Below are 25,314 nucleotides of genomic sequence, written 5' to 3'. Positions count from 1 at the left end.
CCACAGATGACCACCACCGACGCCCCCGCCCCCACCCCGGCACCGGCACCCGCCCCCACCGAGACCCTGCTCGACGTCTCCGGCGTCACCATGCGCTTCGGCGGCCTCACCGCCGTCAACAACGTCTCCCTCACCGTCGGCCGCGGCGAGATCATCGGCCTCATCGGCCCCAACGGCGCCGGCAAGACCACCTTCTTCAACTGCCTCACCGGCCTCTACGTCCCCACCGAAGGCACCGTCACCTACCAGGGCACCGTCCTCCCCCCCAAACCCCACCTCGTCACCCAGGCCGGCATCGCCCGCACCTTCCAGAACATCCGGCTCTTCGCCAACATGACCGTCCTCGAGAACGTCCAGGTCGGCCGCCACAGCCGCATGCACCAAGGCCTCCTCTCCGCCGTCCTGCGCGGCCCCGGCTACCGCCGCTCCGAACAGGAGAGCCGCGACAAGGCCATGGAACTCCTCGAGTTCACCGGCCTCGCCGGCAAGGCCGACCACCTCGCCCGCAACCTCCCCTACGGCGAACAACGCAAGCTCGAAATCGCCCGCGCCCTCGCCTCCGACCCCGGCCTGCTGCTCCTCGACGAGCCCACCGCCGGCATGAACCCGCAGGAGACCCGCGCCGCCGAGGAACTCGTCTTCGCCATCCGCGACCGGGGCGTCTCCGTCCTCGTCATCGAGCACGACATGCGCTTCATCTTCAACCTCTGCGACCGCACCGCCGTGCTGGTCCAGGGCCAGAAGATCGTCGAGGGCGACCGCGAGACGGTCCAGAACGACGAACGCGTCATCACCGCCTACCTCGGCGCCCCGCTCGAAGGCACCACCCCCGTTACGGAGACCGACCAGTGACCGCACTCCTCGAAGTCCAGGACCTCCGCGTCTCCTACGGCAAGATCGAAGCCGTCAAGGGCATCAGCTTCACCGTCAACCAGGGCGAGGTCACCACCCTGATCGGCACCAACGGCGCCGGCAAGACCACCACCCTGCGCACCCTGTCCGGCCTGCTCAAGCCCACCGCCGGCACCATCACCTTCGACGGCCAGCCCCTCGCCGCCGTCCCCGCCCACAAGATCGTCGCCCTGGGCCTGGCCCACTCCCCCGAGGGCCGGCACATCTTCCCGCGCATGACCATCGAGGAGAACCTCCTCCTCGGCGCCTTCCTGCGCAACGACACCGACGGCATCACCAAGGACGTCGAACGGGCCTACGGCCTCTTCCCCATCCTCGGCGAACGCCGCAAGCAGGCCGCCGGCACCCTCTCCGGCGGCGAGCAGCAGATGCTCGCCATGGGACGCGCCCTGATGTCCCGGCCCAAGCTGCTGATGCTCGACGAGCCCTCCATGGGCCTCTCGCCGCTCATGATGCAGAAGATCATGGCGACCATCGTCGAACTCAAGGCCGACGGCACCACCATCCTGCTGGTCGAACAGAACGCCCAGGCCGCGCTCTCGCTCTCCGACCGCGGCTACGTCATGGAGATCGGCAGCATCGTCCTCCAGGGCACCGGCGCCGACCTCCTGCACGACGAGTCGGTCCGCAAGGCCTACCTCGGCGAGGACTGACCTCCCCGCCCGTACGGCGGAGGGCCCGGCACGAGTGTGCCGGGCCCTCCGCCGTACGCTCCGCCCGCCGACTACTCGGACGCGGCCTCCTCGGCCTTCTTCTTGTCCTGGGCCTCGCCCTCTTCGATCACGGCCTCGGCCACCGCCGCCATCGTCATCCGGCGGTCCATCGAGGTCTTCTGGATCCACCGGAACGCGGCCGGCTCGTTCAGCCCGAACTTCGTCTGCAGCACGCTCTTCGCCCGGTCCACCAGCTTCCGGGTCTCCAGCCGCTGGGTGAGATCCGCGATCTCCTCCTCCAGCGTCCGCATCTCCGTGTACCGGGACACCGCCATCTCGATCGCCGGCACCAGGTCGCTCTTGGAGAACGGCTTCACGATGTACGCCATCGCGCCCGCGTCCCGCGCCCGGTCCACCAGCTCGCGCTGCGAGAACGCCGTCAGCATCAGCACCGGCGCCAGGTGCGCCTCGTGGATCTGCTCGGCCGCGGACAGCCCGTCCAGCACCGGCATCTTCACGTCGAGGATCGCCAGGTCCGGCTTCAGCTCCTGGACCAGCCGGACCGCCGTCGCCCCGTCCCCGGCCTCGCCGACGACGGTGTACCCCTCCTCTTCCAGCATCTCCTTGAGGTCGAGGCGGATCAGCGCCTCGTCCTCGGCGATCACAATGCGGGTGATCTGGGGCGAATCGGTCTCAAGCGGCTCTGCCTGCTCGTCGGCGGTGCTCACGGGGCTCCTCGTTCCGGCGGGGTACTGCATGCACGAGGGTACCTAGACACGGTATGTTTGAGACCAAGCAGGGTCGGAGCAAACCTTCGATTCAGCGGTTGCCCCGGTAGCCCAGCGGAAGAGGCCATGGTCTCAAACACCATACAGCGTGGGTTCGAATCCCACCCGGGGCACTTTTCCTTCATTTCCAAGGTCATGAAAATCGGCCCAACGGTTGGCGATCTTCATCACTTCGAATGAAGATTCGCATGACCCCCAATGATGTACGCCCGAGCGGCGCAGGCTCGGGCACATGTACGACACGGCTGCACGGCAACGCGCCCTCGACCTCCATGCGTCCGGCCTGACCTTCAGCCAGGTGAGCCGCGCCACCGGGATCTCCCGTTATGCGGTCCGGCAGTGGACCACACAACCCGATCCCCGCAAGCCGAACGACTGCCCGGCACCCTCCGGCCGACCGAGCCCGTCCGTTCCCCGGGCCGACTACGCCTATCTTCTCGGCCTCTACCTCGGCGACGGCTGTATCAGTGAGGGCCGACGCAAAGTCCATGCCCTCCGAATCGCCTGCGGCAACAACTGGCCGGGCCTGATCAACGAGTGCGAGCGAGCAATGGCCGCCGTCATGCCACGAAACAAGGTCACGCGTGTGCGTGCCACCGGCTGCACCAGCGTGGTCGGCACCAGCAAGCACTGGCCCTGCCTGATCCCCCAACACGGTCCCGGCCCGAAGCACCTACGTCGGATAGCCCTCGAGCCCTGGCAGCAGGAGATCGTCGACGCCCACCCCTGGGAATTCCTCCGCGGCCTGATCCACTCCGACGGCTGCCGGATCACCAACTGGACGACCCGGACCGTCGGTGGCGTCCCGAAGCGCTACGAGTACCCGCGCTACTTCTTCACCAACACCTCGACCGACATCGTCCGCCTCTTCACCGACACCCTCGACGCGGTCGGTGTCCAGTGGAAGGCCACGGCCCCCCGACCGACCGGCCAGATCAACGTCTCCGTCGCCCGCAAGGAGTCCGTGGCGCTCATGGACGCCCACATCGGCCCCAAGCACTGACCCCGGTGCGGCTCCGCCCAGGGCGGAGCCGCACCGGACCGCGTCAGTTGTCCAGGGCACCCACGTGGTGGACCCGGACGAGGTTGGTGGAGCCGGCCAGGCCGGGCGGGGAGCCGGCGGTGATGACGACGATGTCGCCCTTCTCGCAGCGGCCCAGGGAGAGCAGCGCGGCGTCGACCTGTTCGACCATCTCGTCGGTGGTGGGCGCGAACGGGCCGAGGAAGGTCTCCACGCCCCAGGTGAGTGCCAGTTGGCTGCGGACGGCGGGTTCGTAGGTGAAGGCCAGGACCGGGATCGGTGAGCGGTAGCGGGTCAGCCGGCGGGCGGTGTCGCCGGACTGGGTGAAGGCGATCAGGTACTTGGCGTGCAGGAAGTCGCCGATCTCGGCGGCGGCCCGGGCGACGGCGCCGCCCTGGGTGCGGGGTTTGTTGCTCGGGGTGAGGACGGGCAGGCCTTCGGCGAGCACGTCCTGTTCGGCGGCCTCGATGATCCGGGCCATGGTGCGGACCGTCTCGGAGGGGTATTTGCCGACGGAGGTCTCGCCGGAGAGCATCACCGCGTCGGTGCCGTCGAGGACGGCGTTGGCGACGTCGGAGGCCTCGGCGCGGGTGGGGCGCGAGGAGTTGATCATCGAGTCGAGCATCTGGGTGGCGACGATGACCGGCTTGGCGTTCCGGCGGGCGAGCTTGACCGCCCGCTTCTGCACCATGGGCACGACTTCGAGCGGCATCTCGACGCCGAGGTCGCCGCGGGCGACCATGATGCCGTCGAAGCGGTCGACGATGGAGTCGAGGTTCTGCACCGCCTGCGGCTTCTCGATCTTGGCGATGACGGGGACCCGGCGCCCTTCCTCGTCCATGACCCGGTGGACGTCCTCGACGTCGCGGCCGCTGCGGACGAAGGAGAGTGCGATCAGGTCGGCCCCGGTCCGCAGGGCCCAGCGCAGGTCGGCGACGTCCTTGTCGCTGAGTGCGGGCACCGAGACGGCGATCCCGGGGAGGTTGAGGCCCTTGTGGTCGGAGACGAGGCCGCCCTCGACGACGAGGCAGCGGACCCGGGGGCCGTCGACCTCGACGACCTCGAGGGTGACCCGGCCGTCGTCGACGAGGATCCGTTCACCGGCGGTGACGTCTTCCGCGAGGCCGGGGTAGGTGGTGCCGCAGCCGTTCTGGTCCCCGTCGACGTCTTTGTCGGTGGAGATGGTGAACTCGTCGCCGCGTTCGAGAAGTACGGGGCCCTCGGCGAAGGTTCCGAGGCGGATCTTCGGGCCTTGAAGGTCGGCGAGCACGCCGATACTGCGGCCGCTCTCGTCGGCGGCCTTGCGGACCCGGCGGTACCGCTCCTCGTGCTCGATGTGGGAGCCGTGGCTCAGGTTGAATCGGGCGATGTCCATCCCGGCGTCGACCAGGGACTTGATCTGGTCGTAGGTGTCGGTGGCTGGCCCGAGGGTACAGACGATTTTTGCTCGGCGCATAGTGCTGAGAGTAGGCATTACCGGCGCGTAACGTCGATGCCGGTCCGGACAACCGGATGGCCGTTGCCGTAAGGAGAGTTGAACAATCTGACACAACGTCGGACCGAAGTGCGAGAGGTTCCCGGCGGTCCGCCCCCGCTCGATCCCCGATGCGATTCCGTGAAGGGCTGTTCACCCCTGGTTCACCGGGACTTACGCCCCCGCTCCCGGCCCGGCGGGACGCTCGTCACCCGGGTGGGCCATGAACGTTGTGACGAGGGGGGAAGCTTCCGGAATGAAGCGCGTGATCGGAGTACTGACGGCACTTCTGGTACTCGGGGGTCTGGTCGTCGCGGTCCTGAACAGATCGAAGGACGATCCCACTCCCGGGCCGGGCAAGGTCGTCACCCTCACCGGCATGGTCGGCTCGGAGAAGGGCGCGTTCTTCGGGGACCAGAAGGTCAAGGATGCGCTGAAGGCCCGCGGCCTGGTGGTGAACACCCAGAGCGCGGGCTCCTGGCAGATGGGCGATCTCAAGAACGACAACCTGGACTTCGTCTTCCCGGCGAGCCAGCAGCCCGCCGAGGCGATCAAGGCGGACCACCAGCTGAAGAGCACCCCGACCCGGCCGTTCTACTCGCCGCTGGTGATCGTCACCCGCCAGGACACCGCCGAGGTGCTGAAGGAGAACAACCTGGCCTCCTGCGACGAGAAGAGCAACGTCTGCAAGTTCTCGATGCAGGAGTTCCTCCGGGGCATCGACGAGAAGCGGACCTGGCAGCAGCTCCCGAAGCCGCCCGCGGAGAAGAAGCCCGGCGACCTCGTCGGATCCATCTTCCTGACCACCACCAACCCGGAGACGTCCTCCTCGGGCGCCCTGTATCTCGCCATGGTGTCCTACCTGCTGAACGGCGGGCAGGTGATCACGGAGCCCGGAGGGGTGACGGCGCCGATCGGCACGAAGCTGCGCGCGGTCATCACCCCGCAGGGGGTCATGAAGAACTCCACCGAGGAACCGTTCATGGACTTCGTGTCCGGCAACGGCCGCCCGCTGGTCCTGGCGTACGAGTCCCAGGTGCTCGAACTGGTCCTGAAGCAGAAGGCCCCGCCGGACATGGTGATGTTCTACCCGGACACCACCGTGGTGTCCGACCACACGATCGTGGCCCTGAACGACAAGGGCAAGCTGCTCGCCGACGCGCTGGCCACCGACCCGGCGCTGCGCGAGCAGGAGCTCCGGTACGGCTTCCGGCCGGCCGACGCGGCGGGCGCGGCGGAGTTCGCCGCCCGGGTCCAGAGCGCACAGCCGGGCGGGCCGAAGCCGTTGTTCGCGTTCGCGCCCGACCTGCGGGACGCCAAGATCTCGCAGGCCACGGTGCCGACGCCGGAGGTCATGACGAGCCTGGTCAACGCGACCAAGAACGGGTGACGGGGGACATGGGAACGGGAGCGGGCACGATGCGCAGGAGTGGTGTGCGGGGCCTGATGGCCGGGCTGGCGCTGCTGGTGGCGACCTCGGTGGCGGCGTGCACGTCGTCGCCGGCGCCGCCGCCGAAGCCCGGGCCGAGCGACGCGCCCGCGCCGAGCGCGCAGCCGGGGGTGCTGCGGGTGCTGGCGGGCAGTGAACTGCAGGACATGGCGCCGGTGCTGGAGGAGGCGCAGAAGGCCACCGGGGTGACGGTGCAGTTCGCCTGGACGGGTTCGCTGGACGGTGCGGACGCGGTGTCCGCGGGTCGGACGGACGGCAAGTACGACGCGATCTGGTTCCCGTCGAACCAGTATCTGCACCTGGACGAGGGGAGCAAGTCGAAGTTGCTCTCGGAGACTCCGATCATGGCCTCGCCGGTGGCTTTCGGTATCCGTTCGGCGGTGCTGGGCGACCTGGGCTGGGGTGACGGTTCGAAGGTGACCTGGGGCAATCTGGCGGAGGCCGCGGTCGGCGGCAAGCTGTCGTACGGCATGGCGGACCCGTCGCGGTCCAATTCGGGTTTCTCCGCGCTGGTGTCGGTGGCCTCGGCGTTCTCCGGCGCGAGTTCGGCGCTGACCGAGGCCGATGTGCAGAAGGCGACGCCGCAGCTGAAGCAGTTCTTCGCCGGCCAGAGGCTGACGTCCGGCTCTTCGGGCTGGCTGGCGCAGGCGTACGGCCGGGCGGAGCGGGGTTCGATCGGCGCGCTGGTGAACTACGAGTCGGTGCTGTTGTCGCTGAACAAGACGCTGGCGGCCGATCAGCAGCTCACCGTGGTCCGTCCGGTCGACGGTGTGGTCTCGGGCAACTATCCGTTGACGTTGCTGAGCTCTTCGCAGCAGCGGGAGCGGGAGTCTTTTCAGCGGCTGACCTCCTACCTGCTGAAGGAGGACGTGCAGAAGCGGATCTCCGAGCTGACGCTGCGCCGTCCGGTGACGGCGGGGGTGGCTCCGGCGGCGGGGTTGCCGACGGACCGGCGGCACGAGCTGCCGTTCCCCGGTACCCGGGCGGTGGCGGACGGGTTGTTGTCCTCGTACCAGAACGAGCTGCGTCGGCCTTCGCGCACGGTGTACGTGCTGGACACGTCGGGTTCGATGGCCGGGCAGCGGCTGAGTTCGCTGAAGTCGGCGATGGGCCGGTTGACGGGTGCGGACGACACTCGGGGGGTGCGGCGGTTCCGGGACCGTGAGGAGGTCACGTTGATCTCCTTCGCCTCGAAGGTGAAGTCGACGAAGACGCACTCGGTGCCGAGCGGGGTGGGGGCGCAGCAGGAGTTGGCGTCGATCAACGGGGATGTGCAGGCGTTGTCGGCGGACGGTGGGACGGCGGTGTACTCGTCGTTGCAGGAGGCGTACCGGGTGATCCAGCGGCAGCAGTCGGCGGCGGGGGACGACCGGTTCACGTCGATCGTGCTGATGACGGACGGGGAGAGCAACGAGGGGGCGTCGGACAAGGATTTCCGGACGTTCTACGGGGGGTTGTCGTCGGTGCAGAAGGCGACGCCGGTGTTCCCGATCCTGTTCGGTGATGCCGCGAAGGAGCAGTTGCAGGGGATCGCGGATCTGACCGGTGGGAAGTTGTTCGACGGGACGGGTTCGCTGGACGGGGCGTTCGAGGAGATTCGTGGCTACCAGTAGCGGTGGCGGGGGCGGTCCCGACGGGGCCGGTGGGCGGGTGTGGGTGTATCTGACCTCTGCCCGGCATTATGTGGCGAGCGGGGCGGCGGTGGTCGGGGTGGTGGCGTCGATCGCGTTGCAGAGTCCGGTGGCGTTGTCGGCGCTGCTGGTGGCGGGGCCGTACGTGGCGACGGTGACCCTGTGGCCGCGTCCGGACCCGCCGGGGCCTTCGAGGCCGCCGAAGCCGCCGACTTCTCCGGACGACCCGCCGGACGATCCGTCGAGCGGGGGGAGTGTGTCCGGGTCGGTGGGTTCCGGGGTGTCGGGGCCTGTGCCGGCCGAGCGGGAGTTCCCGTTGGGTACGGCGCGCCGTACTCGGCCGTTGGCTCCTGTGGCCGCGCGGGCCGCGCGGCCGGCGGCGGAGGCGTCCTCGCGGCCTCCGGTCCCGTCGGTGCTCTGGCCCCAGTTGGAGGAGTTGGCGGCGTTCGTGGGTTCGGCGCCGTTGCCGCCGTCGGCGAACGTGCCGGGGTTGCTGGAGCGGCTGCGCAGCGCCGGTCCGGGGCCGACCACGGAGCCGATCGTGCGGCGGCGGCTGCCGCTGGCGGTGGACGGTTATCTGCGGGCGTTGACGTGGCAGCCGTGGGCGGTGGACGGGGCCGACCCGGCGGCCGAGTTGGCGCGGGCGGTGGACGAGATGGCGGCCCTGGTTCCGGCGGCCTGACGGCGTCGAGGCAGCGGTTGTACGGCCCCGGTCCCCCGTGGACCGGGGCCGTTCGCGTTCCCCGCCCGCCTGCCCGTCCGTCCGTCCGTCCGTCCGCACGCCCGTCCGCCCGTCCGTCCGCCCGTCCGCCCGTCCGCCCGTCGGTCCCGTCAGGCTTCCAGCGCGCCGGGGAGTTCGAGCCGCCGCCGCACCCCCAGTTTGCGGAAGCTGTTGGTGAGGTGGGTCTCCACCGTCCGTACCGCGAGGTGGAGCATGGCGGCGATCTCGGCGTTGGAGTGCCCGGCGGCGGCGAGCCGGCAGATCCGCAGTTCGCTGTCGGTGAGTGCCTCCGCCCCGGCGTGGTCGCCGCGGCCGACGCGTGCGCCGGAGGCCCGCAGCGCCTCCAGTGCGGCGGAGCGCTGCCGGACGGCGCCGAGGCGTTCGGCGCGTCCGGCGGCCTCGCGCAGGGCCCGCCGGGCGGCGCCGCGTCGGCCGCCGTCGCCGAGCAGTCGGCCGTAGGTGATGAGGGCGGGGACGAGTTCGGTGTCGATCTCGGCGGTGCGCAGCAGTTGGACGGCTTCGGTGGCGAGGTCGAGGCCGTGCCGTCCGCCGGTGGCTGCGGCGAGGGCGCGCAGGGCGCGGCCGACGGTGCGCGGGGTGCCCCAGATCCGGGCGAGGCGGAGTTCTTCCTCGGCGAGGGTGACGGCCGGGCCGGGGGCGCCGAGTTGGAGGTGGCATTCGGCGGCGGCGGAGCGCCAGGGGGTGACGATGGGGCTGTGGACCTGGCGTTCGCCCTGGCGGCGGCCGCATTCGAGGAGGTCGGCGAGGGCTTCGGCGGGTTCGCCGGAGGCGAGTCGGAGCAGGCCGCGGGCGTAGAGGTATTCGTTCCATTCCCAGGAGTCGCGGGCGCGGTCGGCGGCGACGGCGCGGGCGAGGCCGTGGGCCTGCCAGAGCCGGCCGGTCTCGACGAGGGCGATGACGGCCTGGGCGACGAGGTGGGCGTTCTGCTGGCCGAGGAGTTCGGCGTAGCGGGCGGGGGTGGTGTCCCCGGCGGCGGTGCGGGCTTCGGGCGCGGTCTGGGCGGTCTGCTCGGTCCCGGCGACCGGTGCCGTCGGGGCGGTCGGGGCGACGGGGGCGCTCCAGGCGGGCAGTCGGGGCAGTCCGGGCGGGCCCCAGGGGGTGGCCGGGTGGGTGGTGCGGGCGGGTGCCTGGCCGGTGGTCGTGGGGCCGGCGGAGGAGCCGGGGGCGGTGAGGGCGTAGTCCTCCAGCAGGGCCTGGTACTCGCCGCGCATGATCCTGGCCTCGGCGCGGACGCTGAGCAGGCACTGGTAGCCGGGGTCGAGGGGGCCGCCGCGGAAGTGGGAGAGGCCGCGGACGGCCAGTTCGTCGGCCTCGTCGAGCAGGTCGGCCCACTGGGAGAGGGTGGCGAGGGAGATCAGCAGGTAGGAGCGGCAGAGCGGGTCGACGGGGGAGGCTTCGAGTTCGTGGACGCGTTCGGCGACCTCGGTGGCGGCGAGCAGGCCGCTGGTGGCGTCGAATTCGGTGAGCAGCGCGTAGGCGGGCGGTGCGAGGCGGTGCGGGGTGCGGGTGGCGAGGCGTTGGAGTCCTTCGACGACCTGGAGCCAGCTGCGGCCGTCGTGGGCGGCGATCTGGGCGGTGGCGGCCTGGACGGCGTGCAGGACGTCGTCCTGGTCGGCGAACCGGTGGGCCAGTTCGTCCATGAGTTCGATGGCGGCGGCGGTGTCGCCGCGGGTGGCGAGGACGGCGCCGAGGGTGCCGGCGGCGCGGAAGACGCCTTCGTCGGTCTGCTGGAGGTGGACGGCTTCGGCGAGGTGGCGCAGTCCCACGGTGCGTTCGGCGGGGCCGAGGGTGACTTCGAGGCTGCCGAGTTCGGAGAGCAGCAGTCCGCGGCGGCGGTCGCTGAGGGGTTCGGCGAGGACGCGGCGCAGCAGGGCGACGGCGTCGGCGGGGCGGTCGGTGTCGGCGGCGGCGCGGGCGGCGCGGCGCAGGGTGTCGGCGGCCCAGTGGGGGGCGGGGGCGGGGGTGAGCAGGAGGTGGCCGGCGACGAGTTCGTCGGGGGCGCCGGCGTGGTGGAGGTGCTCGGCGGCGGCGAGGTGGACGTCGGCGCGGTGTCCGGGGGCGTGGCCGGAGAGGACGGCGTCGGCGAGCAGGGGGTGGGCGAAGCGGGGCCAGTGGCCGGTGTCGGGGGTGTCGAGGTGGTGGTGGGCGGTGAGGTCGGCGAGCCAGCCGGTGAGGCGGCCGGGGTCGGCGGCGGCGAGGTGGGCGAGCAGGGGGACGGGGTCCAGGGGCGGGGTGCCGGGGGTGGGGGTGGTGTCGGCGGCGGGGTGTTCGCGCATCCGGGCGAGGACGCGGGCGGCGGTGACGGCGTGTTCGCCGGCGCCGTGCAGCCAGGTTTCGACGGCTTCGGCGAAGGCGCCGCCGGGGAGGGCGCCGCACTGCTCGGGGAGGGTCGGGGGGAGCGTTGCGGCGGGTGGGGCGGTGTCGGCCGGGTTCCCGTGCGGGCTGTCGTGCCTGTCGTGCTTGTCGTGCCTGTCGTGCCTGTCGTGCCTGTCGTCGGTCGCCGCGAGGTCGGCGAGCAGTGCGGTGAGCAGCAGCGGGTTGCCGCCGGTGGCGCGGGCGCAGTCGGCGGCGAGGGTGGGAGGTGTGCCGGGTCCGAGCCGCTGTCCGGCGAGCTGGACGGCCGCCGGGGTGCCGAGCGGGGCGAGGCGCAGGGTGGTGGCGAGTTCGGGCGGCAGGTCGCGGGCGAAGCGGTCGGTCCGGCCGGTGAGGGTGGCCTGTCGGGGTTCGGTGGCGATCAGCAGGGCGGGCAGGCGGTCGATGCGGCGGGCGACCTGGCGCAGCCAGCGGCGGGAGGGTTCGTCGGCGAGGTGGATGTCGTCGATCGCGAGGAGCAGCGGGTGGTGGGTGCCGTGCAGTCGGAGGAGGGACCAGAGGGTGGATTCGGCGGTGTCGGGTCCGGTGCCGTCGGCGGGCGTCTCGGTGGGGGCGGTGGACGCTGTGCGGGGGGTCCAGGCGGTGTGGACGTAGGGGCCGGCGGGGGTCGGGCCGGTGTCGAAGAGCTGGCGGGCGGCCGCGTAGGGGGTGGTGGTCTCCTCGGCGGAGCAGCGGGCCCGGAGCACGGTGGTGCCGTCGGCGGCGGCCCGGCGGGCGGCCTCGGCGAGGAGTGCGGTGCGGCCGGTGCCGACGGCGCCGGTGAGCAGCAGGACGTGGCCGGTGCCGCGGCGGGCGTCGGCGGCCCGGTCGGTGATCAGCCGCAGCTGCGGTTCGCGGTCCACGAGGCGGGTGGACGTGGCGGTGCTCATTCAGGTGCTCCTCTTTGCCCTTCCCGGGTCTTCGTCGGTGTCCGAACGGGCACACCCTGTCGTTCTACCGGGTAAACGGCTTGACGTCCTAACCACGTGTTACTGGCGAGTCAGGTTTCCGCCCCGGGGGCCGGTTTCTCGACCGGACCGCCACGGCCTCCCGATTTGTCGGTTTTGCGGTGTCCGGCGGCCTCTTCGATGCACCTCTCCCATGTTCCAGACCACCTGGGGGTCGGAAAGCGTTGCCTCCCCCCGATCGGCGGGGACCGGTCGGCGGGCCCGATCTCGTGGTGGACCACGATGGCCGGGGGCCTGCCCGGGCGGGAAGCATGGTGGTTGATTCCGGGGCACGGGCAGCGCTGCCGGATCGCCGTCGACAACGGTCGGCCAGCCCGGGTGGGGCGCCACGCCCTGACGTTCGGGGTCCGCCGGGTGGCCGGGCCGGCTTCTCCAGGAGGGGGCCAGATTTGACTGTTCTGCACACCGAGTACGACCGCCGGGGTACGGCGGCGGGGTTGTCCGGGTCGGCGTCCGCCACCCGTGCGGTCCCGCCGCAGCGCCCGTCGGCGTCCCGCTCGGTCACCACGAACACCCATGCCGTCGGCAGCGCCGCGGCGTCCGTCCACCCCCAGGCCGTCGTGGCCGTGCGCGGTGCGGCCGGGGCCGGGCGGGCGGCGGTCGCGGCGGGCGCCCGCAGTTCGACGGTGCCGGTCGCCGTCCAGGCCGCCGATCCGCTGTCCCGTGCGGGGGCCGAGGCGCAGCTGCGCCGTTTCCCCGGGGTGGCGGTGGTCGACCCGAGCGGTTCCGCGGGTCCGGGCACGGTCACCGTGCTGGTTGCCGAGTCCGCCGACGCGGCCGCGACGGCGGCCCTGCGCCGGCTGGTCCGCGGCGCCGGGCAGCGGGTGGTGCTGGTGGTCGAGCGGCTGCGCGAGACCGAGCTGATGGAGGCCGTCGAGTGCGGGGTGGCGGCGATCCTGTGGCGGCGGGAGGCGACGCCGGAGCGGCTCGGCCGGGCGGTGCTCGCCGCCGCCCGGGGTGACGGCGATCTGCCGGCCGATCTCCAGGGGCGCCTGATCGCCCAGGTGGGGCGGCTGCAGCGGTCCGTCCAGGGCATGCCGGGCCAGGCACCGACGGGTCTGTCGGAGCGTGAGTCGGACGTGCTGCGGCTGGTCGCCGAGGGCTGGGACACCGGGGAGATCGCGGCCCGGCTGTCGTACTCCGAGCGGACCGTGAAGAACGTGCTGCACGGTCTGACGACGCGGCTGCAACTGCGCAACCGGGCGCACGCGGTGGCCCACGCGGTGCGCGAGGGCTACATCTAGCGGAGCTGCCGCGGCAGCGCGGCGGGGCCGCGCCGGACCTGCGGCGGGGCTCCGCCGGCACTGCGGCGGGGCTGTGCCGTGACCGGGGCGGGCGGGTACCGTACCCGCCCGCCCGGGTCACGAACGAGTCGCCAAGATCTCACCTGTTGGAAAGGTCCGGGGGCTATCCGCCGGAGGGGAGCGCACGGCAGACTGCTGCGCGCGTACTTCTACGCGCGTCAACGCGCCTGCCCCGCCGACACCGGCGGTGCTCCCGGCCGTCGTTGACGGTCCGTTGCCGCCGTCCCCACCGGGAGAGTCGTCCATGCCCCTGAACCGCCGTGACTTCGTCACCCGGTCCGCCGCCACCGCCGCAGGAGCCGCCCTCGTGAGCGGCGGCGCCCTCGCCGCCGCCGGCCCGGCGGCCGCGGCCGGACCGGACGAGGCCCGCGCCAAGGGCCGGACCAAGCGCCAGGCCTTCACCGTCATGGGCACCACCGACCTCCACGGCCGGGTGCTCAACTGGGACTACTTCACCGACGCCGTCTACGCCGACAAGGCGCACAACGAGGTCGGCCTCGCCAAGATCTCCACGCTGGCCAAGCAGGTCCGCGAGGAGAAGGGCTGGGACCGCTGCCTGCTCATCGACGCCGGTGACACCATCCAGGGCACCCAGCTGACCTACTACTACGCCCGGATCGAGCCGATCGCCACCGAGGCCGACACCGCGCCCGAGCACCCGATGGCGCTCGCCATGAACACCATGGAGTACACCGCCGCCGCGCTCGGCAACCACGAGTTCAACTACGGCATCGACACCCTGCGCGCCTACGAGGAGCAGCTGGACTTCCCGCTGCTCGGCGCCAACGCGCTGAACGCCCGCAACGACAAGCCGGCCTTCCCGCCCTACGTGATCCGCAAGGTCAAGCTGGGCGGCGGCCCGGCCCTCAAGGTCGGCATCGTCGGTCTGACCAACCCGGGCATCGCGATCTGGGACAAGGCGAACGTCGCCGGGAAGATGACGTTCCCGGGCATCGTCGAGACGGCGAGGGTCTGGGTGCCGAAGGTCAGGGCCGCCGGCGCGGACGTCGTCGTGGTCGCCTGCCACTCCGGCATGGACGAGGCCACCTCCTACGGCGACCAGCTGCCCTGGGGGGAGAACGTCTCGGTCGCGCTGGCCGAGCAGGTGCCCGGCATCGACGCCGTCCTGGTGGGCCACGCCCACAAGGAGATCCCGCAGCGCCTGGTCGTCAACAAGGAGACCGGGAAGACCGTCGTGCTGTCCGAGCCGCTGTGCTGGGGCCAGCGGCTGACCTGCTTCGACTTCGAGGTCGAGCTCGACGGCGGCGCGTGGAAGGTCGTCTCGCTCTCCTCCCGGGTGCTGAACTCCAACACCGTGCCGGAGGACCCGGAGATCGTCGGCCTGATGACCGAGCAGCACAAGAAGGTCGTCGAGTACGTCAACCAGGTCATCGGCACCGCCAGGACCGAGCTGTCCATCGCCGAGGCGCCGTTCAGGGACACCCCGATCATCGACCTCATCGGCCGGGTCCAGGCCGACGTGGTGCGCGCCGCGCTGGCCGGCGGCCAGTACGCCAAGCTGCCGGTGCTCGCCCAGGCCGCGCCGTTCAACCGCAGCGCCGTCATCCCGGCCGGCCAGGTCAAGCTGCGCGACGCGGCCGGTCTGTACATCTACGAGAACACCCTGGAGGCCCGCATCCTGACGGGCGCCCAGATCAAGGACTACCTGGAGTTCTCGGCCAAGTACTACAACCAGCTCGCCCCGGGCGCGCCGGTCGACAAGGCCACCCTGACCAACGCCCAGAACACCCCGGACTACAACTACGACTCGGTGTACGGCGTTTCGTACGACATCGACATCGCCCAGCCGGTCGGCTCGCGGATCGTCGGCCTCGCCTTCGAGGGCCGTCCGATCGACCCCACCGCCCAGTTCGTCCTCGCGGTGAACAACTACCGCGCCAACGGCGGCGGCAACTTCCCGCACGTCGCGGCCGCCCAGAAGGTGTGGGCCAACTCGGACGAGATCCGCAACGCGATGATCGCCTGGGTGAAGGAGAAGGGCGTCATCGACCCGGCCGACTTCGCCGCCGAGTCCTGGCGCCTGGTCCGGGCCGGCAGCCCGGTCTTCTGACCGACCCGGCCCGGGGCCGGCAGCCCGGCCCGCACGACCGAACAGCCCCCGGGGCCCGTACCCCGGGGGCTGTTCCCCTCCTCCGCCCCCTCCCCCGCCCGCCTGCCCGCCCGCTCGCCCGCTCGCCCGCCCGCCCGCCCTCTCGCCCGCCGGTAACCTGGCCGGTATGCGGACCATCGCCTCCTGGCCCCTGGACGCCCCGCCCCCGGCCGACGTGCCGGCCGAGTTCCACGTCCCCTGCGCCCGCGTCGGACGGGACCTGCGGCAGCTGCCCGCCGGCGCCCGACTGCCGGACGGCGTCCGCTGGGAGCTCTCCGAGGAACCCTGGTCCGGGTTCCTGCTCGGCCTCGGCAGCGCCCGGGGCCTGTGCTACACCCTCGAAGTGGACCCCTACCTGCCGCCCGGGCCGCTCACCGCGCTCGTCGCCGAGCAGGTGCAGGACCACGTCACCGGCTACGAGTTCCTCCAGTGGCCGACCTGCCCCGGCCACGTCCACCTGCTGGTTCCGGCCGCGGACCCGGACGACGCCGAGCGGGCCTGGTGGCGCTGTCGGCGGTCCGGCGCCCCTCTCGTCCGCATCGGCGACCTGTGAGCCGCCACGGCCCGCGCACCGGCGCCCGGGCCGGGCCGGGCCGCTGCGACCCGCGCACCGGCCCCGGGCCGGTGCCCTACGGCGCGAGCAGCCCCGTCATGGCCTCCCGCTCGATCCGGGCCAGCTCCGCCAGCAGCGCGCCGGCCCGGGCCAGATGCGCCGCGTCCCCGCTCTCCCCCGCCGCGGCGACCAGGGCGGCCACCTCCGTCCAGCCGGCCGCCGCCTCGGCGTAGCGGTCGCGGGCGGCCCGCACCCGGGCGTCGTCGAGCAGCTCGGCGCACTCGCCGAGGAAGTCCCGGTACAGGTTGCGGAACAGTGCGCCACCGGTGCCCGCCAGCTCCATCATCCGGGCGGCCTGGGGCAGTTGGCGGCCGGGATCGGTGGCGCGGGTCAGCCAGCCCGGCACCAGGGCGGCGGCCCTGGCGATCCCGCGGTGGCCGAGGTTGGCGATCGGCGGGTGCAGGAACGCCTCCGCGCAGTCGGCCAGCGCCGGTGCCAGCAGCTCGCGCGGTTCGGGGAGTTCGCCGCGCCGGGCGAGGGTGAAGGAGCGGTTGCGGGCGGTCATCGGGCCGCGTTCGGCGCGCGCCGCCGCGAGCGAGGCCAGACTGGTGCGGACGGCGCCGCCCTGCTGCGCGGTGTCCACCAGGTGGGCGTCGTGCGCGTCGTGGCCGACCAACGCGACCGTGTGGCCGCCGAAGTGCACCTTCGAGCTGAAGTACTCCAGGTGGTAGCTGTCGAGCTGGAGCCCGACCGGGCGGCCGGCGGCGAGCCCGTCGGCCGCGTTCTGCCAGGCCCGGCGGGCCGAGCCGGTCTCCCGGACGTCCAGCTCCAGGCCGAGCCGGGCGGCCACGGCCCGGGTCGGCCCGAACGGCTTGGTCCGGCCGCCGAGGAAGGGGAAGTCCAGCCCCTTGCCGTCCCAGTAGACGAACGACAGCCCGGCACCGAGCCCGAACAGCATCGGCTCCGACAGCTCGATGCCCTCGTGCCGCAGCAGCACGCCCAGCGTCGTCGTCTCGCAGTGTGCGCCGCCGCCCACGCCCCGGTCCGCGTCCCGGTCCGGTTCCGTCATGATCCGCTCCCCCACGTCCCGTTCTCCGCCCTCTCCTCGACCCGGACGACCACCCTGGTCGTCCACTCCTCCGCCGCGGCCTCGCCCGGACCGACCAGGTACGCCTCGCGAACCGGCGGCACCGGCCGCAGTCCGCGCTCGTGCACCGCCGCCAGCAACGCGTGGTAGGCCAGCGGAAGCCGGGTGTACGGACCGTGGTGCACGACCGACAGGGCCGGACCGCCCGGCAGGACCGTCCGCTCCGGCCCCGGCGGCACCTCCGGAGCGACCGGGAGCGGCGGCACCTCGGCCCCCACCGCGATCCGCATCCCCTCCCCGAGGTCCAGCGGGAACAGCCCCCACAGCGGCGGCCGCCACGGCACCCCGTCCAGTTGTGCCAGCAGCCTGCCGACGCACTCGCCGACCCGCTCGCCCAGCCCGGCCGGCCCGGCCACGGCCCGGACGACGGCCAGCCGCCGTTCCGGCTCCCGGTCGTCGGCGACCTGGTAGTCGGGCAGCCCGCCGCCGTCCGCGAGCCGTTCCAGCAGTTCCAGCCGGGCCCGGTCCCGGGTGATCCGTTCGGCGACCCGGTCGCGTTCGGCGCGCAGCAACCGCGCCCGGTCCGCCCCGTCGGCGGCCAGGGTCGCGGCGATCACCGCGAGCGGCACGTCGAGTTCACGCAGCAGGGCGACGGTCAGGGCGTCGCGGGCCCGGTCGGCGGCGTAGTAGCGGTAGCCGGTGACGGGGTCGACCCGGGTCGGCGGCAGCAGCCCGCTGTCGTCGTAGTGGCGGAGCTGTTTGACGCTCAGCCGGCAGAGCCGGGCGAAGCGCCCGATGGTGAGGAGTTCGTCCTGTTCGCGCACGCCGCCATGGTGGACCCTCCCGCCGCGGGAGGGTCCACCGCGGTCGGCCGCCCGGCGGGGGGGGTCCACCGCGGTCGGCCGCCTGGCAGGGGGGACGCCGGGACGACCGGCCGGCGGGACGTCAGGACGACCGGCGGGCGGAACGCCGGGACGACCGGCCGGCGAGACGCTGGGACATCTTCCCGAGACCGCAGGATATTCAGCCGCGCGCCGGGCCTGCCTACCGTTGATCACGTCACCGAGAGCGGTGCACCGTCCCGAGAAGGAGCAGTCCCGTGCGCGCAGTTGTCCAGAAGTCCGTCGGCGGCCCCGAGGTCCTGGAGGTCGTCGAGACCGACCGGCCCGTCCCGCGCGGCGGCGAGGTGCTCGTCCGCGTCCACGCCAGCGGCGTCAACCCGGTGGACGTGGCGGTCCGTTCGGGCGCCTACCCGCTGCTCGGCGAGCCGCCCTTCGGCGTCGGCTGGGACATCTCCGGCGTCGTCGAGGTGGCCGGTCCGGGAGCCCGGTTCAAGGCCGGTGACGAGGTGTTTGGCCTGCCGTTCTTCCCCCGGGCCGCCACCGGCTACGCCGAGTACGTCGCGGTGCCGTCCCGCCAGGTGGCCCGCAAGCCCGCCGCGCTGAACCACGTCGAGGCCGCCGCACTGCCGCTGGCCGCGCTCACCGCCTGGCAGGGCCTGGTGGACGCGGCGGGCCTGTCCGAGGGGCAGCGGGTGCTGATCCACCGTGCGGCCGGCGGCGTCGGTCACCTCGCCGTCCAGATCGCCAAGGCCCGCGGCGCGTACGTGATCGCCCTGGCGAGCGAGCCGAAGCACGACTTCGTGCGCGGCCTGGGCGCGGACGAGGTGATCGACTACCGCACCGAGGGCTTCCTGGCGGCGGTCGGCCAGGTGGACGTGGTGCTCGACTCCTCCTCGCAGGGCACCGCCTCGCTGGAGGTGCTGCGCGAGGGCGGCGTGCTGGTCTCGATCATGGAGCACTGGAACACCGCGCTGGCCGCCGAGGTCGAGGCCGCCGGACGGCGGTTCGCCGGTGTCTCGGTGGAGCCGGACTACGCCTCGCTGGAGGCGATCGCCCGGCTGGTCGAGGAGGGCCGGATCCGGCCGCACATCGCCGAGACCTTCCCGCTGGAGGAGGCCGGCAAGGCGCACGAGCTGATCGCCACCGGCCGCACCCAGGGCAAGATCGTCCTCACCGTCGCCTGAGCCGTAGGGTTCCGGTGGAGAACGTACCGACCGGGGGAGGCGGCATGGACATCCTGACCGAGGCGCTGGGTTCGATGCGGACGGGGCAGCCCGCCTCCGTCCGCACCGAGGGCCGGGCCCCGTGGGGACTGCGGCTGCCCCCGGTCGCCGGCGCCGGGTTCCACGTCGTCCTCTACGGCACCTGCTGGCTGGTGCCGCTGGAGGACGACACGGCCGGGCCGATAGCGCTCAGCCCGGGGGACGTGGTCTTCCTGCGGGACGGCCGGGGCCACGTCCTCGCCGACCGGCCGGACACCCCGGCACTCCCCGAGCAGCCCTCGCAGTTCCGGCCGAGCCTGCCGATCGGCACCGTCACCGTCGGCGGGGACGGGCCGCGCACCAGCCTGCTGTGCGGCAACTACCACCTCGACCAGGCGCGCCCGCACCCGCTGGTGCGGCAACTGCCGGAGATCGTCCACCTGCAGACCCGGCACGGCCGCCACCCCGAACTGAGCGCCGCGGTCCAGCTCCTCGGCGCCGAACTGGAGAACCCGCGGATCGGTTCGGCCGGCATCGTGCCGGCGCTGATCGACTCGCTGCTGCTGTACATCCTGCGGGCCTGGTTCGAGGAGCAGCCGCCCGCCACCGCGGCCGGCTGGGCGGCGGCGCTCGGCGACGCGGCGGTGGCACCGGCGCTCACCGCGATCCACGAGGCGCCGTCCACGCCGTGGACGGTGGAGTCGCTGGCCACCAGGGCCGGCCTCTCCCGGGCGGCCTTCGCCCGCCGCTTCACCGCCCTGGTCGGCGAGCCGCCGATGGCGTACCTGACCCGCTGGCGGATGACCACGGCGGCCCGGCTGCTGCGCGAGTCCGAGGCCCCGCTCACCGCCGTCGCCGCGAAGACCGGCTACGGCTCGGAGTACGCCTTCGCCAAGGCCTTCAAACGCGAGTTCGGCCTCGCCCCGGGCGGCTACCGCCGCGAGGCCCGCACCGCCTGAGGCCGGGCGCCGACGCAACACCACACCGGAGCGCGGGCAGGGTGGGAGGATGGCCCCATGAGCGAGTTCCGGATCCCCGAACGGCACGCCCAGCTGCTGGCCTACGCCCGGACCCTGACCCCACCGTCGGGCTGGAAGATCGAGGTGTCGGGCGACGAGATCATCATGATGGCCGGGCCATCGGTGATCCACCAACGCAATCTGCTACTCGTCCGCGAGCAGTTCGATGCCCGTCGCCCGAAGGATCTGATGCCCAGCGAGAACACCGACCTCGGCTCTCCCCACACCGGCAAGCTCCGCAACCCCGACCTGACCTACATCCCCCTCGCCGCCGTCGAGCTCGGCGGCAACCAGGTCCCCGCCGAACTCGCCGTGATCGCCGTCGAGATCGTTTCCCCCTCCAACCCGGAGAACGACCTGGTCGGCAAGGTCCGCGACTACCCGCAGATGGGCATCCCGCTCTACCTGGTGATCGACCCGCGCGAGGGCACCCTCGCCCTGCACTCCGAACCCGGCGGCGGCACCTATCACCGCCGGTGGGCCGGGAAGTTCGGCGACGCGGTGCCGATCCCGGCACCCTTCGCCTTCGAGCTGGAGACCGCCGAACTGCTCCGCTACTGAAGCTTCTCCGCCACGCCCGCCCAGATGCCGACCTGGGAGTCGGTGGGCTGCTCGGGGGCGTCGGGGCGCCACATCGGGGCGGTGACCAGGCCGGGGTCGGTGAGCTCCAGACCGTCGAAGAAGCGCAGCACCTGTTCGCGCGAGCGCATGGTGAGCTGGGCGGAGGCACTGCGGTAGACGGCCGGGCCGCGAGCGGCGTCGGCGGTGGGGGTGAAGTCCAGGGTGCCGTGGGAGAGCACGAGCCGGCTGCCGGGCGGCAGGGCGTCCACCAGGGTGCGCACGATGCCGCAGGGGTCGTCCTGCTCGTCGACGAAGTGCAGCACCGCGACCAGCAGCAGCCCGACCGGTTCGCCGGAGTCCAGGGCCTGCCGGACCTCCGGGGCGGCCAGGATCCCCGCCGGGTCGCGCAGATCGGCCCGGACCACCGCGGTGCTCTGCGGGGTGCTGCCGCTCAGCAGCGCGCGGCCGTGCACCAGCACGATCGGGTCGTTGTCGAGGTACACCACCCGGGCGTCGGGCCGCACCCGCTGGGCGACCTCGTGGGTGTTCCCGGCGCTCGGGATGCCGGTGCCGATGTCGACGAACCGGCGGATGCCGTCCTCGGCCAGGTGCCGCACCGCGCGGCCGAGGAACGCCCGGTTGGCGAGGGCGCTGATCCGCACCATCGGGCTGATCGCGAGCACCTTCTCGGCGGCCTCGCGGTCGGCCGGGAAATTGTCCTTGCCGCCGATGTAGTAGTCGTACATCCGGGCGGGGTGCGGGACTTCGGGACGCAGATCGGCGGGCGGCCGCGCACCGTCCGCCCCGTCACCGTCCGCGCCGTCCCCGGCGAGCCACTCCCGGCCGATCTCCTGAAACCCGGTCACCCGGCCACCCCTTCGATCCGTCGGACACCGGAGAACGGGGCCCGGCCGGCCCTCCAGCGGGCCGGCCGGGTCCCCGGAGCCGCTCAGAACGGGAAGCGGCTGCGCCCGTGCTGGATCGAGATCCACTTCACCGTGGTGAAGGCGTCCACCGTGGACTCGCCGTTCAGCCGGCCGACGCCCGAGTTCTTCTCGCCGCCGAACGGCACCACGGGCTCGTCCGCGATGGTCCCGTCGTTGACGTGGATCATGCCGGTCTCGATCCGCTGCGCCACCCGCACCCCGCGCTCGACGTCGGCGGTGTGCACCGCGCCGCTGAGCCCGAACGGCGTGTCGTTGGCTATCCGCACCGCCTCGTCCTCGCCGTCGAACTCGACCACCAGCACCACCGGGCCGAACAGCTCGCGCTGCAGGATCGGCGCGCCGGCGGGCAGGCCGCCGAGCACGACCGGGTCCATCAGGCTGCCGACGGTGGTGCCGCGCAGCAGCGCGGTCGCGCCGTCGGCGACGGCCTGGTCCACCTGTGCGGAGATCGCGTCGGCCTGGACCGGGTTGATCAGCGGGCCGATGTGGGTGGCCGGGTCCCTCGGGTCGCCGACCTTCAGGGTGGCGACCTTGGCGACGAATTTCCGGGTGAACTCCTCGGCGACGCTGCGGTCGACGAGCACCCGGTTGGCGGCCATGCAGACCTGGCCCTGGTGCACGAAGCGGCTGAACACGGCCGCGTCCACGGCGTAGTCGATGTCGGCGTCGTCCAGCACGATCAGCGCGCTGTTGCCGCCGAGCTCCAGCACGGTCCGCTTGAAGTGGGAGGCCGCGACGGTGGCGACGTGCCGACCGACCTTGTCGGAGCCGGTGAAGGAGATCACCTTGGCGAGCGGGTGCTCGATGAACGCGTCACCGATCTCGGCGATGTCGGTGATCACGACGTTCAGCAGGCCGGCCGGAAGTCCGGCCTCCTCGAAGATCTTGGCGATCAGGGTGCCGCCGACCACCGGGGTCTCCTGGTGCGGCTTGAGCACCACGCCGTTGCCGAGCGCCAGCGCCGGGGCGACGGCCTTCATCGACAGGAACAGCGGGAAGTTGAACGGGCTGATCACCCCGACGACGCCGACCGGCAGCCGGTAGAGCCGGTTCTCCTTGCCGTCCACCGGCGAGGGCAGCAGCCGTCCCTCGGCCCGCAGGGACAGCTGCATCGCCTCGCGCAGCATGTCCTTGGTGAGGGAGAGTTCGAACCAGGCCTTGACGGCGGTGCCGCCGAGCTCGGCCATGATGTCCCGGGTGATCTCCTGCTCGCGGTCCTCCAGGATCCGCAGCGCGCGCTCGAAGACCAGCCGCCGGGTGTAGGGGTTGGTGGCCGCCCATTCCTTCTGCGCCGTCGCCGCGGCCCGGTAGGCCTGGTCGACCTCGTCGACGGTGGCCACGGTGATGCTCGCGAGCTTGTCCCCGGTGAAGGGGTCGACGTCGACGATGTCCCAGGAGCCGCTGCCCTCGCGCCACTCGCCGTCGATGTACTGCAGCGCCAACTCGGAAAGGTACGACATCCGATCCCTCTCATACCGTTCGGGAACGCCCGCGATTCTCCAACGGTCGTTCGCGATCAGAACTGATCGGGGCTCATCGTACTTACCTGCTACAGCTCTTGGCGTACGGAGCGGAGAACTTCTCGTGTCCGCTCAGGGGAAAGGCTGTCCGCCACCAGACCGTCCATCGCCCCCGCGTACTCGGCGACCTCGGCCGGCCTGTCGAGGTAGAGGGCGGTGGTGAACTGCTCCAGGTAGACGATGTCCGGCAGTTCCTGCTCGTCGAAGGCCAGCACCGAGAACGCCCCGCCCTCCGCGCGCAGCCCGCCGAAGCCCAGCGGCATCACCTGGAGCACCACGTTCGGGCGTTCGGTCAGCTCCAGCAGGCGGTCGATCTGCGCCCGCATCACCTGCTGACCGCCCCAGGGGCGGCGCAGCGCGGCCTCGTCCAGCACCGCGACCAGCCGCGGCGCCCGCTCGGCGCCCAGCACGTGCTGCCGCTTGAGCCGCACCTCCACCCGGCGCTCGATCTCGGCCGGTTCGGTCACATGGCCGCCGTGGGTGATCACCGCCCGCGCGTAGTCGGCGGTCTGCAGCAGCCCGTGGACGAACTGGACCTCGTAGCTGCGGATCTCGGTGGCGGCCTCCTCCAGGCCGAGGTAGTTCTGGAACCAGCCCGGCAGGACGTCCCCGTACCCGTGCCACCAGGAGGTCGCGTTGGCGGCCCGGACCAGCCCGAGCACCGAGGCCCGTTCCGGCTCCGCGTCGACCCCGTACAGGGTCAGCAGATCGGCGACGTCGCGCTCCTTGAAGCCGACCCGGCCGAGCTCCATCCGGCTGATCTTCGACTCGGAGGCCCGGATCGAGTACCCGGCCTCCTCCCGGCTGACCCCGCGGGCCTCCCGGAGCCGTCGCAGCTGCGACCCCAGCAGCAGACGCCGCACCGTGGCACCGCCACCCGCCTGAGTCGCACTCATCGCCTCAACCTCCGCACGTCAGCAGCCCCCCGGCCGTGGCCGCAGTCTTCCACCAGGGACCGACGAACAACAGTCCTCGGAACGCCCTCATCGGGATCTTCCGCCCCCTCGGGGCCGCCCGGACGAGCAGCGTCCGGATACGCGCGGTAGCCGAACCGTAGCTCCCCGGAACGCACTCTAGTCCCCCGCCGCCGCCGTGCACATCCCCAACCCCCGCCACCACCCGTAGGTCGACCACAACTCGGCCGGAACCGACAACAGTTGACGGAACCCGAGCGCGCGACCGAACGTCCCCCACGGTGTGCTGAGACGACTGCCCACCGCCGCGCTCCTGCTCGCCGTGCTGTCCGTGCTCGCCGCCGTCCCCGGCGAACCCTCCCGCGCACCCGCGGCCGCGCCCGCCGTCCCGGAGCAGGCCGTCCCGGAGCAGGCCGACGCCCCGCCCCTCACCGCCGAGGTCATGGACCGGGCCCGCCGGGTGGCGGAGGCCTGGCCCGGCTCCGAGGCCGAGCGGATCTGGCGCACCGGCTACTACCCGGCCCTGGGCGGCGAGACCTGGCTGCCGGAGGACTTCACCTCCGACGACGGAGCCTTCGCGGCCTTCCTCGACGGCCGGATCGACCTCGCCGCCGACTTCCCGCCGTTCTCCGGCACCGGGACGGTCTCCTTCCCGGACGGGACGTCCACGGCCCTGCCGCTGACCGACCCGCGTACCGTCTACGAGGACCGCATCAGGTACCGCGACGGCTGCCGTAACGAACCCTGCGACACCCGGCTCACCGTCACGGCCGTCCGACCCTCCACCCGCCGCCAGCGCACCAGTCGCGGGACGGTCACGGCACCGGTCTGGGAGTTCGTGTTCGCGGGCCTCGACCACCCCTACGCGGTGGCCGCCGTGCAGTCGCAGGCGCCGTTCATCGACTACAGCGTCGAGGACGCGGACCTTCCCGCCGGCGTGACCGATGTCGTCCTCGCTTCCGAGGAGGAGCAGTGGCTGGAGGGCATGGTCAGGCCGGAGAACTGCGCCGACGCACGGCCGGGCGAGGTGTACGCGACCGCCGACGTCCTGGTGCTGATCGGCCGCACGACCGGCCGCCCGAGGACCTGCCCGGAGCCCAGCAACGCCCAGTACCCCCGGTTCGCCTTCACCCGCCCCCTAGGCGACCGGGTGGTGCTCAACCTCGCCGGGCGCCCCGTCCTGTTCCCCGAACTCGTCCCGGAGGGCTGAGAACCGCCCCCGGGCACGCGAACGGCGCCTGCCCCCAAACTGGTCGGGGATGTG

22 protein-coding genes and 1 tRNA gene are annotated in these 25,314 nt (G+C 72.5%); 14 read left to right on the top strand and 9 right to left on the bottom strand.

Annotation, left to right across the window (positions count from 1 at the left end):
* Window positions 1–6 precede the first annotated feature (6 nt).
* Both ACIPYS_RS02715 and ACIPYS_RS02710 read left to right on the top strand, forming a co-directional pair.
* Window positions 7–852: an ABC transporter ATP-binding protein gene (locus ACIPYS_RS02715; protein WP_093862447.1), complete on the top strand. Its 846-nt coding sequence runs from the start codon at window positions 7–9 to the stop codon at window positions 850–852.
* The gene (locus tag ACIPYS_RS02710; protein ID WP_093862446.1) at window positions 849–1,565 is read left to right on the top strand and encodes an ABC transporter ATP-binding protein; all 717 of its coding nucleotides are present in this window, start codon (window positions 849–851) and stop codon (window positions 1,563–1,565) included. Before ACIPYS_RS02715 ends, ACIPYS_RS02710 begins: the two co-directional genes overlap by 4 nt.
* Before the next feature lie 71 nt (window positions 1,566–1,636).
* Here ACIPYS_RS02710 and ACIPYS_RS02705 read toward each other — a convergent pair whose 3' ends face one another.
* Window positions 1,637–2,293, bottom strand: coding sequence for an ANTAR domain-containing response regulator (locus tag ACIPYS_RS02705; protein ID WP_030307471.1), 657 nt, complete (start codon window positions 2,291–2,293; stop codon window positions 1,637–1,639).
* A gap of 100 nt (window positions 2,294–2,393) precedes the next feature.
* Here ACIPYS_RS02705 and ACIPYS_RS02700 point away from each other — a divergent pair.
* Window positions 2,394–2,466 (top strand) — tRNA-Leu (locus ACIPYS_RS02700).
* Between the two features lie 119 nt (window positions 2,467–2,585).
* Window positions 2,586–3,356 carry a transcriptional regulator gene (locus ACIPYS_RS02695; protein WP_400742176.1) on the top strand — a complete coding sequence of 257 codons (771 nt, stop codon included), beginning with the start codon at window positions 2,586–2,588 and terminating at the stop codon, window positions 3,354–3,356.
* A 43-nt stretch (window positions 3,357–3,399) separates the two neighbouring features.
* Here the strand turns inward: ACIPYS_RS02695 and pyk are convergent, their stop codons facing one another.
* Window positions 3,400–4,830 (bottom strand): pyruvate kinase, encoded by a 1,431-nt coding sequence (gene pyk, locus ACIPYS_RS02690; RefSeq protein ID WP_093862444.1) that lies wholly within the window; start codon window positions 4,828–4,830, stop codon window positions 3,400–3,402.
* A gap of 274 nt (window positions 4,831–5,104) precedes the next feature.
* Between pyk and ACIPYS_RS02685 the strand changes: the two genes are divergently transcribed.
* Together ACIPYS_RS02685 and ACIPYS_RS02680 are read left to right on the top strand one after the other, a co-directional pair.
* Window positions 5,105–6,238: a substrate-binding domain-containing protein gene (locus tag ACIPYS_RS02685; protein ID WP_159425020.1), complete on the top strand. Its 1,134-nt coding sequence runs from the start codon at window positions 5,105–5,107 to the stop codon at window positions 6,236–6,238.
* A 29-nt stretch (window positions 6,239–6,267) separates the two neighbouring features.
* Window positions 6,268–7,911, top strand: a complete 1,644-nt coding sequence (locus tag ACIPYS_RS02680; RefSeq protein ID WP_400742172.1) for a VWA domain-containing protein — start codon at window positions 6,268–6,270, stop codon at window positions 7,909–7,911.
* Window positions 7,912–7,977: 66 nt separating this feature from the next.
* Here the strand turns inward: ACIPYS_RS02680 and ACIPYS_RS02675 are convergent, their stop codons facing one another.
* Entirely contained in the window at window positions 7,978–8,460 is a 483-nt protein-coding gene (locus ACIPYS_RS02675) for a hypothetical protein (protein ID WP_400742170.1), read from the bottom strand.
* A 10-nt stretch (window positions 8,461–8,470) separates the two neighbouring features.
* On the opposite strand from ACIPYS_RS02675, the gene ACIPYS_RS02670 reads away from it, so the two are divergent.
* Window positions 8,471–8,611, top strand: a complete 141-nt coding sequence (locus ACIPYS_RS02670) for a hypothetical protein (RefSeq protein WP_159425019.1) — start codon at window positions 8,471–8,473, stop codon at window positions 8,609–8,611.
* A gap of 149 nt (window positions 8,612–8,760) precedes the next feature.
* Here the strand turns inward: ACIPYS_RS02670 and ACIPYS_RS02665 are convergent, their stop codons facing one another.
* Window positions 8,761–11,913, bottom strand: coding sequence for an AAA family ATPase (locus tag ACIPYS_RS02665; RefSeq protein ID WP_400742165.1), 3,153 nt, complete (start codon window positions 11,911–11,913; stop codon window positions 8,761–8,763).
* A 644-nt stretch (window positions 11,914–12,557) separates the two neighbouring features.
* Between ACIPYS_RS02665 and ACIPYS_RS02660 the strand changes: the two genes are divergently transcribed.
* The 3 genes from ACIPYS_RS02660 to ACIPYS_RS02650 all read left to right on the top strand — a co-directional run bounded on the left by ACIPYS_RS02660 (window position 12,558) and on the right by ACIPYS_RS02650 (window position 15,958).
* Window positions 12,558–13,235 carry a response regulator transcription factor gene (locus tag ACIPYS_RS02660; RefSeq protein WP_231978866.1) on the top strand — a complete coding sequence of 226 codons (678 nt, stop codon included), beginning with the start codon at window positions 12,558–12,560 and terminating at the stop codon, window positions 13,233–13,235.
* 304 nt (window positions 13,236–13,539) lie between these two features.
* A complete protein-coding gene (locus ACIPYS_RS02655) occupies window positions 13,540–15,366 on the top strand; it encodes a bifunctional UDP-sugar hydrolase/5'-nucleotidase (RefSeq protein WP_093862438.1) in 1,827 nt (608 codons plus the stop codon).
* Window positions 15,367–15,532: 166 nt separating this feature from the next.
* Window positions 15,533–15,958, top strand: a complete 426-nt coding sequence (locus ACIPYS_RS02650) for a hypothetical protein (RefSeq protein ID WP_400742162.1) — start codon at window positions 15,533–15,535, stop codon at window positions 15,956–15,958.
* A gap of 76 nt (window positions 15,959–16,034) precedes the next feature.
* Here ACIPYS_RS02650 and ACIPYS_RS02645 read toward each other — a convergent pair whose 3' ends face one another.
* Window positions 16,035–17,027 carry a BtrH N-terminal domain-containing protein gene (locus tag ACIPYS_RS02645; RefSeq protein ID WP_400742159.1) on the bottom strand — a complete coding sequence of 331 codons (993 nt, stop codon included), beginning with the start codon at window positions 17,025–17,027 and terminating at the stop codon, window positions 16,035–16,037.
* Window positions 17,024–17,869 (bottom strand): MerR family transcriptional regulator, encoded by an 846-nt coding sequence (locus ACIPYS_RS02640; RefSeq protein WP_400742156.1) that lies wholly within the window; start codon window positions 17,867–17,869, stop codon window positions 17,024–17,026. Before ACIPYS_RS02640 ends, ACIPYS_RS02645 begins: the two co-directional genes overlap by 4 nt.
* A 275-nt stretch (window positions 17,870–18,144) precedes the next feature.
* Here ACIPYS_RS02640 and ACIPYS_RS02635 point away from each other — a divergent pair, with 275 nt between their 5' ends.
* Genes ACIPYS_RS02635 through ACIPYS_RS02625 form a run of 3 tightly spaced genes read left to right on the top strand, consistent with a single transcriptional unit; the run spans window position 18,145 to window position 20,669 of the window.
* Window positions 18,145–19,071 carry an NADP-dependent oxidoreductase gene (locus ACIPYS_RS02635; protein WP_093862435.1) on the top strand — a complete coding sequence of 309 codons (927 nt, stop codon included), beginning with the start codon at window positions 18,145–18,147 and terminating at the stop codon, window positions 19,069–19,071.
* 44 nt (window positions 19,072–19,115) lie between these two features.
* A complete protein-coding gene (locus ACIPYS_RS02630) occupies window positions 19,116–20,048 on the top strand; it encodes an AraC family transcriptional regulator (RefSeq protein ID WP_093862434.1) in 933 nt (310 codons plus the stop codon).
* 57 nt (window positions 20,049–20,105) lie between these two features.
* Window positions 20,106–20,669: a Uma2 family endonuclease gene (locus tag ACIPYS_RS02625; RefSeq protein ID WP_400742151.1), complete on the top strand. Its 564-nt coding sequence runs from the start codon at window positions 20,106–20,108 to the stop codon at window positions 20,667–20,669.
* On the opposite strand, the gene ACIPYS_RS02620 is transcribed toward ACIPYS_RS02625, so the two are convergent.
* The 3 genes from ACIPYS_RS02620 to ACIPYS_RS02610 all read right to left on the bottom strand — a co-directional run bounded on the left by ACIPYS_RS02620 (window position 20,663) and on the right by ACIPYS_RS02610 (window position 24,032).
* The gene (locus ACIPYS_RS02620) at window positions 20,663–21,535 is read right to left on the bottom strand and encodes an SAM-dependent methyltransferase (protein ID WP_400742148.1); all 873 of its coding nucleotides are present in this window, start codon (window positions 21,533–21,535) and stop codon (window positions 20,663–20,665) included. The two genes, ACIPYS_RS02625 and ACIPYS_RS02620, sit on opposite strands and share 7 nt — an antisense overlap.
* 83 nt (window positions 21,536–21,618) lie before the next feature.
* Window positions 21,619–23,076, bottom strand: coding sequence for an aldehyde dehydrogenase family protein (locus ACIPYS_RS02615; protein WP_093862417.1), 1,458 nt, complete (start codon window positions 23,074–23,076; stop codon window positions 21,619–21,621).
* 89 nt (window positions 23,077–23,165) lie between these two features.
* Window positions 23,166–24,032: a helix-turn-helix transcriptional regulator gene (locus tag ACIPYS_RS02610; RefSeq protein WP_093862416.1), complete on the bottom strand. Its 867-nt coding sequence runs from the start codon at window positions 24,030–24,032 to the stop codon at window positions 23,166–23,168.
* Between the two features lie 301 nt (window positions 24,033–24,333).
* On the opposite strand from ACIPYS_RS02610, the gene ACIPYS_RS02605 reads away from it, so the two are divergent.
* Window positions 24,334–25,260, top strand: coding sequence for a hypothetical protein (locus tag ACIPYS_RS02605; RefSeq protein WP_400742142.1), 927 nt, complete (start codon window positions 24,334–24,336; stop codon window positions 25,258–25,260).
* Window positions 25,261–25,314: the final 54 nt, after the last annotated feature.

Origin of the sequence: Kitasatospora sp. NPDC089913, assembly GCF_044748625.1 — a bacterium.
Classification (GTDB): Bacteria; Actinomycetota; Actinomycetes; order Streptomycetales; family Streptomycetaceae; genus Kitasatospora.
This window is presented reverse-complemented; position numbering and strand designations above follow the sequence as displayed.